The 12,776-nt window shown below is 43.6% G+C and carries 8 protein-coding genes; 5 read left to right on the top strand and 3 right to left on the bottom strand.

Annotated elements, in window-relative coordinates; genetic code table 11:
• Positions 1-514: 514 nt before the first annotated feature.
• On the top strand, positions 515-808 hold the full coding sequence (locus PG901_RS00800; RefSeq protein ID WP_271133127.1) for a hypothetical protein: 294 nt from the start codon (positions 515-517) through the stop codon (positions 806-808).
• Between the two features lie 90 nt (positions 809-898).
• Here PG901_RS00800 and PG901_RS00795 read toward each other — a convergent pair whose 3' ends face one another.
• A complete protein-coding gene (locus tag PG901_RS00795; protein ID WP_271133126.1) occupies positions 899-1,522 on the bottom strand; it encodes a flavodoxin family protein in 624 nt (207 codons plus the stop codon).
• 520 nt (positions 1,523-2,042) lie between these two features.
• Between PG901_RS00795 and PG901_RS00790 the strand changes: the two genes are divergently transcribed.
• Positions 2,043-3,305 carry a YeeE/YedE family protein gene (locus tag PG901_RS00790; protein WP_271133125.1) on the top strand — a complete coding sequence of 421 codons (1,263 nt, stop codon included), beginning with the start codon at positions 2,043-2,045 and terminating at the stop codon, positions 3,303-3,305.
• A gap of 121 nt (positions 3,306-3,426) precedes the next feature.
• On the opposite strand, the gene PG901_RS00785 is transcribed toward PG901_RS00790, so the two are convergent.
• Both PG901_RS00785 and PG901_RS00780 read right to left on the bottom strand, forming a co-directional pair.
• Positions 3,427-4,323: a polyphenol oxidase family protein gene (locus tag PG901_RS00785; protein WP_271133124.1), complete on the bottom strand. Its 897-nt coding sequence runs from the start codon at positions 4,321-4,323 to the stop codon at positions 3,427-3,429.
• Positions 4,324-4,411: 88 nt separating this feature from the next.
• Positions 4,412-5,479 carry an RluA family pseudouridine synthase gene (locus tag PG901_RS00780; RefSeq protein WP_442966836.1) on the bottom strand — a complete coding sequence of 356 codons (1,068 nt, stop codon included), beginning with the start codon at positions 5,477-5,479 and terminating at the stop codon, positions 4,412-4,414.
• Positions 5,480-6,408: 929 nt separating this feature from the next.
• Between PG901_RS00780 and PG901_RS00775 the strand changes: the two genes are divergently transcribed.
• From PG901_RS00775 to rpoD, 3 genes are all read left to right on the top strand, one after another.
• Entirely contained in the window at positions 6,409-7,581 is a 1,173-nt protein-coding gene (locus PG901_RS00775) for an outer membrane protein assembly factor BamD (protein WP_271133123.1), read from the top strand.
• A gap of 178 nt (positions 7,582-7,759) precedes the next feature.
• Positions 7,760-9,943, top strand: a complete 2,184-nt coding sequence (locus PG901_RS00770) for a CHC2 zinc finger domain-containing protein (RefSeq protein ID WP_271133122.1) — start codon at positions 7,760-7,762, stop codon at positions 9,941-9,943.
• Positions 9,944-10,640: 697 nt separating this feature from the next.
• Positions 10,641-12,563 (top strand): RNA polymerase sigma factor RpoD, encoded by a 1,923-nt coding sequence (gene rpoD / locus PG901_RS00765; protein ID WP_201563538.1) that lies wholly within the window; start codon positions 10,641-10,643, stop codon positions 12,561-12,563.
• Positions 12,564-12,776: the final 213 nt, after the last annotated feature.

Here is a 12,776-nt window from a genome sequence, read left to right as displayed (position 1 = left end):
AAAGATAGTTGCTAAAGAATGTCTACTCACCTCACTAATGTAAGACTATTTCACGACTATTACTTGAATAGTAACGGATTGGCTGCATTTTTTTACAAAACTTAAAGAAACGCTTTAGCGCTGCTACCTTGGAATAAATTAATATGTATTTTTATATTATAATTATCAATAATTAGATAAATCCTTTAGAAAACAATCACTAAAGCCTAATAAACCTTAATTTTATCCGTAAAAACGAATATATAAAACAATTTATCTGCTAAATTTCGGCTTTATTGCTTATCATTATCAATTATAAGTGTACATAATAGATACATAGCGCTTAGGGTCAATCGCCTTTCTCTGTCCTGATATCTACTGTTCTCTCTAGCTTACACATTATCTCAACCTTAATAATAAATAGCCTTTTGTATTCCCCATTGTTTTGTTTATGATAAGCGCCATGCTAAAGTCGCGCATTATTTTAACGTCGTTAACCATTTTAAAATCGCCAACTAGCGCCCGAGATGTCCTTATGAAATCATTTGCCTTTATATGTCTGCTTGTAGCGACGATACCTCTGACAGGTTGCCAATCTTTTCAATTTGTCGAAAGCCCAATTCCTGTCAAAAATCTCCCTGCGGAAACTTTCGCTGTTAAAGACCGGTCATTAACAACTGTACCAAATAAAAACATCTCTACCCCTACCGCTGCATTAGTTATGATTATTCCTGCTAAGAATACTGTTGATAATCCCTTTATCACTGATAATGATGTTACTAGAACCATTGTGGTTAAAAAGGTAGCAACACAAAATAACGCTCAATAAAAAAAGCAGATATCGATTTGATATCTGCTTTTTTATTTTGCGCTTCATAAAGCATTCAAAATACTGATAGCGCCTGAGTGACTGCTTAGGCTAGTTTTTAGCGGCTTCCATTTGCTGTTTAGGCTGATGCTTGATAATGGTCTTCGCCAAATGATCACCAAACCAGATAGCTGTATCAATATCGCCCTTCCCTGGGGTTTCTTCAGGTGGACCATCTAGCGACTGAGTCATCAAACCCAAAAAACTTGAAAGACGATTTAAATCATGCGCTTCATGACCGGTTGGCATAAGCGGCAGACCTATCCAATTCATCCCGTGCTGCATGGTATAAAGACAAATCTGCTGCAAGACGGCAAGCTTATCGCCGCTCAGACCGCCTGAATTGGCAAAGCCTGCGGCCCACTTACCTTCCCATTTACGATGATACCAACGCTTGGATGTCTCATCCATAAAGGTCTTAAAGCCTGCCGTCACGCTGCCCATATATACGGCACTACCAAAAACCAGTAAATCCGCCTGATCCAAAAACTCCCAATCGACATCATGAACATCGACCGCTTTGGCTTGTGCTTCTGGCAATTGCTGGCGCGCGCCCATCACTATGGCTTCGGCAACACGTCTAGTATGTCCGTAGTTACTATGGTAGATGACAGCCATCGATACGTTAGGCGGATTGTCCGTGGAAGCTGAGGAAGGCGTGATAGATGTAGTCATACGAACTCTAATAATGGATTGGGTGAATAGTAGTGATGCTGCAAATGTTCAATAATTTTTATTATAAATACTTTATGTGGCTACTGTTATGTAGCAGCTAACTATTATATAGGACAGCGGACGCATTAATTCATTGATATGAGGCAAGCTTTGATAAATTCAACCTTCACTATGCCGCGCTATTTTTAGACGCTGAACTTAAAGGCGAAATTAAATGGATGATATAGTTATTGAAATGACTATATAGAAAGAAGCATAGCAAAATACAGGAAAAAAAAGATATCGGCTAAAATATATTTAAGCACTGCTATCCGTTGATCTCCATCTACTTATTCCATATATGAATATGTTAATTCCCGCTCTTCTTGTAGTGATTCTTTAAAACGGGTCTATCATATAGCCCTTATTCAATCATACCTAGAAAAATCTGTTGGATATTCCAAATACCTTATCATAACCAATGATACAAACCATGAACAATGAACTCTGAAATATTATATCAGAGAAGGATGTGATTCCCTTGACGACTATAACGACGAGCGTTCAGCCCGTGAACGATACACGAGAGCCTATTGCTAAAGAGACGCTGGCTTTAAATAATCCACAAAAACCATTGATAATAGCTGGTGTTATTGTTGGTTTTATCCTGTTGGTCTATCTGTCTATTACCCAGACTACCGCCCAGCCGCTGCTTTTTGCTATCGGCTTATTGCTCGGCTATACCCTATTTCATGCCCGCTTTGGTTTTACTTCTGCCTTTAGACGCCTGATGTCGGTTGGTAATGGGCAAGCCATGCGCTCTCATATGCTGATGTTGGCCGTTGCAGTTACGTTGTTTGCGCCCATTCTTGCTTATGGTACGACGATTTTTGGCGGCTCAGTCGCAGGTTATGTATCGCCAGTTGGTGTCAGTTTACTGGTCGGCGCTTTTGTATTCGGTATTGGCATGCAGCTTGGCGGCGGCTGTGCTTCTGGTACGCTTTACGCAGTAGGCGGCGGACGTTCGGTGATGTTTATCACATTTATTTTCTTCGTCATTGGCGCGACCATTGGTGCTTATCATCTGCCGTTTTGGACAGAAGAGATGCCGTCTTTTGCGCCTTTTTCTTTAGCCACCTCTACTGGTCTTGGTTATAGCGGTGCTTGGGTGTTATCTTTAATACTGTTTGCTTTGATTGCGTGGGTTACGCTCGTTGTTGAGAAAAAGACCAAGGCTCCAAAGATGGCTCCCGTTCCAACTGAGTCAGGTTGGAGACGTATTTTTCGAGGTTCTTGGCCGTTATTCGCAGCCGCCATTGTCTTAGCGATATTAAATGCTTTAACCTTACTCACGCGTGGTCAACCATGGGGCATTACTTCTGCATTTTCATTGTGGGGCTCGAAAATCGCCAGCAATTTTGGTGTTGATGTTGCCAACTGGGGCTATTGGCAAGGGGCGAATGCCGCCGCATTGAACGCATCTATTTTCGCTGATTCAACCACAGTCATGAATATCGGCATTATCATTGGCGCTTTTATTGCCTCAGCAGCGGGTGGTTTATTCAAATTCACTCAGATTACTTTGGGGAATTTCGCCGCTTCGGTGATTGGCGGATTAATGATGGGCTATGGTGCACGTTTGGCATTCGGCTGTAACATCGGTGCTTACTTCGGCGGTATCGCCTCTTTTAGTGCTCATGGTTATATATGGGGCATCATGGCGATGGCAGGGACTTTTTTAGCCTTATATCTGCGTCCTTTATTCGGGCTGTCTGTGCCAAAATCGAATGATTCTGTATGCTAATTCATCAAATATCGTCTTAATAAAACAAAAAAATAGCAGGCTAATGATAAGCCTGCTATTTTTTATTGCACCATCAATATAATGCGCTTCATTACTTAAAAACTATTGCCAATTGTTTGCATCAAGAAACAGCAAGGCTGCGAACAATGACCAATGCCATACGTCCTGTCGCAGGCTGCTGAAGATGCGTTTGACGCCGATAAGAATAATAATGCGGGTCAGCATAACTACAAGGTATAGCGAACTCATTGCTAACTATAATACCTGCTGCCTTTAATTGGTCAGCCGCTAATTGTGGTAAGTTCAGCTTAATTTTATCCGCTTCAGAAGCTAAGACGTAACGTTCCTCAAAGCTCTCTAGATGCTGCGCCACTAAGGTTTGATTTTCAATACAACCTGTTAACAGCTTATCTCGTACTTGCCTGCCGACTTCATAATTTTCTTGACTGATACAAACCCCAATCCACGCCATGATTGGTTCAGAGCTGCTAAAGCGTTCAACCGTCGCTTTAATAACACCGCATGCCAGCCCTTGCCAGCCTGCATGTATAGCGGCTATCTGCCCCGTTGCCGGTTGGTATAAGACTATCGGCACACAATCGGCGGTCATCACCGCAAGCCCTAAGTTCGCTTGGCAGCTGACCATGGCATCGGCGTCGAGCGGACGCATAGCCAGCGCAGTCGCATCGATATCATGAATCTGCTTACCATGAACCTGATTGAGCCAGTGTAAGCTATCAATAGGCTGGCGCTGTGTTGCTGCCAATTGCTCATTGATAGCGCTCAGCAAATGCATGCGATTGTTTAAGACCGTCTTTGCATTGTCATTAACATGCAAGCCTAAATTTAGCGCCCCATAACTTGCTTGGGTTTGCTGGTCTGTTTGCAGCTTATTTTGTAAATTAGCAGCAATAGCGTCAACATTATCGTCACTGATAAAAGCAGCCGTTTGGAAAACAGCCACTTCTTCAAGCTGAGCGAGCAAGGTAATAGGAAGCTTGTTTATTGTGCTAGTCATGGTCGATTTACCACACTTCTCATTATCGTTATTAGGGCATTAGCGCTAATTTATACTTTTTAAATAAACATCATGAAGTCATTAATGATTATTCTTCGTCATAGCCATCGCTTAAGACTGCCATCAATTGCTGCATATCTTCAGGGATGGGTGTGGTGACTTCGATATCTTCGCCTGTCGTTGGGTGAACGAAACCCAAGGTATAAGCGTGTAATGCTTGGCGCGGGAAATTATTAATCGCTTGACGCTGCGCTTCTGTTAAACCGGCACGCAATTGACGACGACCACCGTAGACACGGTCACCAACTATCGGATACGTAATATGGCTAAGATGCACGCGAATTTGGTGCGTACGTCCTGTTTCCAGACTGACGTCTAGCAGACAGTAGTTATCGTTAAGCGGGGTCACGGTTAATAAATGGGTAACGGCTTCGCGTCCTGCCGTCATCACGGTCATTTTGGTACGCTGATTGCGATGGCGACCAATGGGCGCGTCAATACGACGATGACGCAGTAAACTTGCTGCATCTCCTGCTACCACACATTGATAATGACGATAGACGGACTTGTCTTTGAGCTGCTCCATCAATGCCATTTGTGCAGGCTTGGTTTTACCGATAAGCAATAGCCCCGAGGTATCTTTATCAATACGGTGCACAAGTCCGGCACGTGGCAAATGGTGCTGCTGCGGGTAGTGATACAGTAGCGCATTGACCAAGGTGCCGGTTTGATTGCCAGCGCCAGGATGGACAACCATACCGACAGGTTTATTAATTACTAAAACATCGTCGTCTTCATAAACCACCTCGATATCGATGTTCTCTGGCTGATCTTCGCTATGTTGCTGCAGGGTCGTCGATAAATGTAAGATATCACCGGCTTTGACACGGATTTTTGGTTTTTGCACACTACCGTTATAAAGTAAGCTGCCGTCAGTGATCCAGCCTTGTAGCTGGGCACGCGAAAAATCGGTAAATACTTTTGACGCCAATTTATCAATACGTAAACCCGCTTCTTCTTCTACTACCGTATGTGTGACATCAACGATGACAGGGACGGCTTGCCCAGCGACTGCCGCTGCATCATCGCCGTCCTCATCGTCTTCATCAAGTAGCTCGCCATCCACCAATTCATCTAGCTCATCATCATCGGACAGCTCTTGCATCTGCTCATCAGTCGCACTTTCATGGTCAGCAAGCAGCTCATTATCCTCTAATAACTCATTTGGCATCGTCGATTTTTGCACGGGTGAACCTTTCGTTGGTGAAGTTTTCATGGCTAACTGTTGCGCGGATAACTCTTGCGCAGATAGCGTTTCTGATGTTGATGTTGATATATTAGCATCTAGCGGTTGATTCTTAGGTAAATTGGTCGTCATAGCATCATTATTCATAGCGGATTCATACATGGTAAAGTCGTTTACATTGTTTTGTAAGCCGACCTCATAAGAGAGCAGACTAACGCTTGCTAACCGGCAAAAATAAGTGCGGGCAAAAAAAGCAAAAGTCACATCGTCATAGTGTAACATGCTGAACGCCTAAGCCCTACAGAAGCTGCGCGTTATCTATGATTTTATCATGACCATGCGACAGGTTCTCAGCCGTCATATATTGGGCGTTACTCGCTAGATTAACTCTCTAAAATATAACATGGCTGTAATTTACTGTATATTTGCCCCTGTCAGCCATATTCATTATCGCTCGTGACAGCGGCTCATGCTACACTACGGAACAATGTCATCATGGCCCCCATACATAAAGCATTAGCGTAACCAGACATAAAGCATTCGCCATTTAACTACAAAATAGATAACGAAAAAATAGACGAAGCAAAGGTTATTCTATAAAGTAAGCCATGTTTTGCTGTATGCTATGGCACTGAATTTTTAAAATAAATATATTTTATTCATACGAGCAAAACTGTATTCGATAAAAATTCTGTTGCTAATGAGTGCGCTTATTTATAGCGCCTACTCATTAATAGACAGTTAACGGATGCCGCAAGCATCGTTTTTTCATTATTATCCTTTTATTATTTAGCCTAATAGCGTCGCTGCTATTACGCGTCTTGTGTCGGAGAAGAAGTATGCAAGCTGTTGGCAATACGTTTATCAAACTGTCCTCAATCACCCTACTTGCCCTAAGCATCAACTTGGTGGGTTGTCAAACGTTTAAAAACCTAACCGGCGGTAAAGACGTGGATGCGGTCGAAACTGCTGAGAAGTCAGAGCAGCGTTACTATAATGACGCCATCGCCCAGATTGATAAAGGTCGCTATACGCAAGCTGTTGAAGATTTGACCAATCTGCGCACCTTTTACCCAACCGGACAATACGCCGAACAAGCATTGCTCGATATGATGTACGCTCAATATGAAAGTGGCAAGTTTGAGACCGCTGCAGCCAGTGCTGAGCAATTTATTAATTTGTACCCGTCTAATCCGCAAGTCAGCTATGCTTACTACGTACGCGGCGTGGCCAATATGCAAGGCTCGTCAGAAGGTTTAAAACTGTTTAAGCTCAATCAAGCTGAGCGTGATACCGCGTATTTGCGTATTGCCTTTGCCAATTTCCAAGAGCTTATCAATAAATACCCTAACAGCCCTTATGCGCCAGATGCCGCTCAGCGTATGACTTTTATCTATAATCAGTTTGCCGAAAGCGAGATGAGCGCGGCGAATTGGTATATTGAGCGCGAAGCCTATGTCGCGGCTGTAAACCGTGCCAAGTGGGTGTTCCAATACTATCCATTAAGCGAATCAGTACCTGACGCTATTGCGGTATTGGCTTATAGCCATGAAAAACTTGGTCTTAATGACTTGGCTAAAGAATATAAAACCCTGTTGCAGATTAACTATCCAAACATGCTAAGCGCTGATGGACGCGTTAAATTGAATACCAAACGTGAGCGCTCTTTGTTGAATAAATTGACCTTTGGGCAATTGAACCGTTTTAATAAAGACACCTCAGTTGCGACAGGCGATTACAATGGTGCCACCAAAACTCAAGTTATCCGTAATGCCAGCCAATTAAGATTGCCGAGCAACAATGCGGCAGCAGCCAACGCGAGTACTAATGCTAACGCCCCGTTAAATATGTCTCCAAAACGTACTACTGGCATTAATATGGGTCTAGGTCTACCTGAAGCGTCAGCTGAACGCGTGACGAGCCAATCGAGCACCGGCGATGCCGCCAGAGAAGCCAATGTCGATCCGCAAAACACCAATCCTGTACGCCGTACGACGATACCTGCGGAGTAAACTGATACTACCCTCGTCTATTTTAGACGCTTAGCGCCTATCATCACAAATAAGGTCAACATTCTGTTGGCCTTATTTTTCTGTTTTTACTTCTTATACTTTTTATCTACTTTCAGTTTTTATTTCTAGCTGATTGTCGATGCTTAATATAATTGACCTATGGTAAACTGTTTTTTGTATGAGCATTCCTAACCATATTCTTGAGCAATTAAATAGCCAAGCTGACTTAATCAGTATCATTGGGCGTCATACCACGCTTAAACGTGCGGGTAGTGAGTACAAAGGCTGCTGTCCGTTTCATGGCGAAAAGTCACCGTCTTTTTATGTCAATCCGCAAAAGAACATCTATCACTGCTTTGGCTGTAGTGTCGGTGGTAACGCCATCAGTTTTTTGCGTGATTATGAAAACTTAACCTTTATCGAAGCGGTTAATGAGCTGTCCAAACAAACGGGCATCGAAGTACCAAAAGAAGAGCAGCAAAACGTCAGCTATCAGCGTGCCCCAATTAAGCCAAAGGCTAAGCCGGAAACCAAGCCAAAAACCGCTATTCAGCCAGCAACATCGGCAGCAGCAACGCAGCCGCAATCGACTAATAACCAGCCCGTAGCCTATACTCAGCCATCCATAAACGTGCCAGCTGCTGATACGCAGCCGCCAGCTTATAACGACAACTATGACAATTATCCGCCATTAGACGCGTATGATTCCGTTCCTTATGCGATGGATGACTACGATACTAGCTACCAAGGTGATGCCAACTATCAAGGCAATAGTAGTTATCCACCTGCATGGTTAACCGGTGATGCTGATACTACTGCTCTCTACGATGATAATAGCGTCTCTGATAAAGACGGCAACCTTTACGAGTTGCTAGAGCAAATCCAGCAGTTTTATCAGCATAATCTCACTATTCATCCGCATGCCAAGCATTACTTTTTATCGCGTGGTATTACCGAAGACATCTTTGACACCTTTGGTTTAGGCTATGCGCCCTTTGGTTGGCAGCATCTTGAACATCAATTCCCGCAAGATATTGAAGGCCTTAAAGCCTTGGGCTTAGTGCGCAAATCAGAATCAGGGCGCGATTACGACCTACTTCGTGATCGGGTTATTTTCCCGATTCGCGACAACCAAGGTCGTACCATTGGTTTTGGCGGTCGCGCGCTTGATGACGAGGTAAAGCCCAAATATATCAACTCGTCCGACTCGCCCGTTTTTCATAAGCAGCACGTACTATACGGCTATTACGAATCTCGCCAACAACGTGCTGATAACTGGCTGGTGGTCGAAGGCTACATGGATGTCATTGCTCTTTATCAAGCCGGTATTTATGGTGCGGTAGCTTCTATGGGTACGGCGATTAATGAGAGCCAAATATCACGGCTGTTGACATTAAACCCTACCCTGACATTAAGCTTCGATGGTGATAGCGCGGGACAAAAGGCCGCTTGGCGCACGCTTGAAGTCGCGCTGCCTGTGCTTGGCGATGATAAAGAGCTACGGTTTTTAACCTTACCTAACAATCATGACCCTGATACTTTTATAAAAAGTCAGGGCGCGGATGCGATGCGTGAGCAAATCGCCACCGCCATGCCGCTATCACAGTATATTTTTGCTTACTTAAGTGAGCGCTACGACTTAACCTTGGCAGAAGGTAAAGCCAAGCTTATGTCGCAAGTGCGCGCATTGACCACCGCCCTACCTAAAGGCAGTAGTTTCCGCTATCTTTTGAATAATGACATTTATCAAAAGCTGGGCGGTAAACGTAGTCAAAACAAAGATGCCAAAGACGCGCTGCTAGATTTTGATGGCGATATGACCATCAGTCAGCAATTGCAGCTGTGTTTTTTATTCCAGCCGCGCGCCTTAAGTGATGACCCTATCGAAGCCATTTGGCAGCAGGCAGGTATTAATGATTTGCAGCTGCCGGCGCATATTAAACAAAAAGCCTCTGCTGATATATTGCGTCCACTGGCATGGGAAGACCTGCAAGATAACGCCCTGCTCGATATCGTCAGCACCATTAAGCGCTGTCTTAATTATTTGCCTAAAGACGCCAATGCAGCGGCGCACTTTATCTTATCCAATGTCAAACCCAGCACCCAAGAGACGCTTAGCCGCGATTGGGGCGGATTTTATAAAGCGCTTACCACGCGCAATATCTTAAGCCTTGATGGTTTGGTTGAAGAGTTGGTCAGCCAGTTGATTGAACGTCATATGAAGAAAAAAATCCAAGATTTGGTTAAGAACCCCGACAATATAAAACTGGCGATTGTCCGTAAGCAGTCACAATTATTAAACGACTGGTTACGCGCGCAGCAAGCAGAGCAATCGGCACAAATGGCAACGGTGAAATCTTAACGGCTAGGCTGGGATACGTCCTAGATTTTATTTATGGGCAGCGACCCTTTAAAAGCATCGCGGTTGCCCCCACTATTAATGATTATGCCCAGTTGCATATACCGCCCTCAATCAGGCTACTGATAAAAAACCAATGGGTGAAAAATAATGGGGAATATCATTAATAAATACCAGATAAATGCTAGATAAATAGCAGCGAGCATCACTAGCTCGTGCTTGATTACGCTGGTCTGTGTTAAACTGTGTCGCTAACTATTTATAGCCCGACTTAATAGATGACGATAAACCCGCATCATTAAGCACAATTTTAGCTAAAAGCACAGCTCTAGGTATGCATTTTTAAGGCGCTTTTTAAAACATAAATTTTAAATCGCTGTATTTTTGAATGACCATTTTTTAGCTCATAGTATTTTTTAGGGTTGTTTTTTAATTAATAGTATTTTTCAGATAACCGTATTTTTAGGCAACTGTATTTTTAGGTAATATGATTTTGAAGTATTTTGCGCATGACCAATTTTTAGCGGTTTTTTAGTATTGTAATTGTAGTATTTTGAGCCTTTATTCATATCCACTCATTTTTGTTATTATTGACAACCTTTACGCCATATTTTGATGAATCGATTGATTATATCAACGCACCCCGTAAGCGATAGCGAGTCACAATATAAAAATGTCCGATACAAGCAAGCGAGTATTTATGAACGATAAGTCAGTTTCTAAGTCCACATCTCAACTGGCCACCTTAATCCAAATGGGTAAAGAGCAAGGGTATTTGACCTATGCTGAGGTGAATGACCAACTGCCCGACTCTATTACTGAAAGTGATCAGATTGAAGATATCGTACAAATGCTAACGGACGTTGGCATTAAAATTTTTGAATCTGCGCCCGACGCCGATGACATCTTGATGAACGATGATTCAAGCGATGATGACATGGCAGCCGATGAGGCAGCAGCGGTTTTGGCTTCGGTCGAGACTGAGCCTGGTCGTACCACTGACCCTGTGCGTATGTATATGCGTGAGATGGGTACGGTTGACCTCTTAACCCGTGAAGGCGAGATTGCCATTGCTAAGCGTATCGAAGAAGGTATTCGTGACGTGCAGCATGCGATGTCTTACTGGCCGGGTACGGTACAGTTCGTCCTTGACGAGTACCAAAAAGTCCAAGATGGCGAGAAAAAATTGTCTGACGTCATCACAGGTTTTTTAGACCCTGAAACCGAAGAAGACAAAATCGCCGCCCAAGAGGCAAAAGAAGCAGCGAAAGAAGAACGCGAGCGTATTAAAGAAGAAAAAGAGAATCCGCCAGTTATCAAACCAAAAGCAAATGCCAAAGCTGCGCTTGACGATGATGACGAGGACGACGAGGTTGAAGTTGAAGAAGAAGCCGAAGAAGAAACCGGCGGTATCGATCCAGAAGAAGTACGCTTACGTCTAGAAGAGATTGAACACTTATTTATTAAAGCCAAACAAGCCTTGCTTGATTATGGCCGTGGTAGCGTAGAAGCAGATGCTGCTTATGCCTTACTTGCCGAACGCTTTATGATGTTAAAGTTAAACAATCGCTTGTCAGACCAAGTCATGGCTATCATGCATGATGTTTATGACGATGTGCGTAAGCAAGAGCGTCAAATCATGCGTTTGGTGATTCGCCGTGGTCGTATGCCGCGTGATGAATTCCGTAAAACTTTCCCTAGCAATGAAACCAACGTTGATTGGCTCATTGAGCGCATCAAAGGCAAACCTGCTTTTGCAGGTACGCTAGAAAAAGTTGCTGACGATGTGATTTTACTGCAACGTAAAATTCGTGATTACGAGCAGCAGCTCGATATGAAAATCCACGACATGAAAGACGTCGCCCGTCGTATGGCGGTTGGCGAAGCAAAAGCGCGCCGTGCCAAAAAAGAGATGGTCGAAGCTAACTTGCGTCTGGTAATTTCTATCGCTAAGAAATATACCAACCGTGGTCTACAGTTCTTGGACTTAATCCAAGAAGGTAATATTGGTCTGATGAAAGCGGTTGATAAATTTGAATACCGCCGTGGTTATAAATTCTCGACCTATGCTACTTGGTGGATTCGTCAGGCAATCACCCGCTCTATCGCTGACCAAGCGCGCACGATTCGTATCCCTGTGCATATGATTGAGACCATTAACAAGATAAACCGTGTCTCACGTCAATTGCTACAAGAAATGGGCCGCGAGCCAACGCCTGAGGAATTAGGCGAACGCTTAGAGATGGACGAAGTTAAAGTCCGTAAAGTGCTAAAAATTGCCAAAGAGCCTATCTCTATGGAGACGCCTATCGGTGACGATGAAGACTCGCACCTAGGCGACTTTATCGAAGATGGTACGATCTCAAGCCCTGTCGATGATGCGACCGCAGCTGGCCTGCGTGAAGCGACGCGTGACGTCTTAGGTAATCTGACTGAGCGTGAAGCACGTGTCTTAAAAATGCGCTTTGGTATCGATATGCCAACTGACCATACGTTAGAAGAAGTTGGTAAGCAGTTTGATGTCACGCGTGAGCGTATCCGTCAGATTGAGGCAAAAGCATTACGTAAATTGCGTCATCCTTCACGTTCTGAGCACTTACGCTCATTCCTTGAAAATGACTAATTTAAAGAGTATGTGCTAAGCACATCTTATTACGCCTAGTGACAAACCAAAAAAGCTGAGTATATCTCAGCTTTTTTGTGCCTGTTATTTAATGGCTATTAGCTTTTACCTATTAAATATAGAGCCGCTATGGCATACGAGAAGCAATTAATTCATAAAAATATTGCCTTTATTTAAAATAGCGAGTATAACTACCTACCGTTCGGTAGTTAA

Origin of the sequence: Psychrobacter sp. ANT_H3, from assembly GCF_027919975.1 — a bacterium.
GTDB classification, from domain to species: domain Bacteria; phylum Pseudomonadota; class Gammaproteobacteria; order Pseudomonadales; family Moraxellaceae; genus Psychrobacter; species Psychrobacter maritimus.
This window is presented reverse-complemented; position numbering and strand designations above follow the sequence as displayed.

Coding starts and splice junctions, on each gene's coding strand:
- PG901_RS00800 (WP_271133127.1), top strand. CDS start 515: ATGAAATCATTTGCCTTTATATGTCTGCTTGTAGCGACGATACCTCTG.
- PG901_RS00795 (WP_271133126.1), bottom strand. CDS start 1,522: ATGACTACATCTATCACGCCTTCCTCAGCTTCCACGGACAATCCGCCT.
- PG901_RS00785 (WP_271133124.1), bottom strand. CDS start 4,323: ATGACTAGCACAATAAACAAGCTTCCTATTACCTTGCTCGCTCAGCTT.
- PG901_RS00775 (WP_271133123.1), top strand. CDS start 6,409: ATGCAAGCTGTTGGCAATACGTTTATCAAACTGTCCTCAATCACCCTA.
- PG901_RS00770 (WP_271133122.1), top strand. CDS start 7,760: ATGAGCATTCCTAACCATATTCTTGAGCAATTAAATAGCCAAGCTGAC.
- rpoD (WP_201563538.1), top strand. CDS start 10,641: ATGAACGATAAGTCAGTTTCTAAGTCCACATCTCAACTGGCCACCTTA.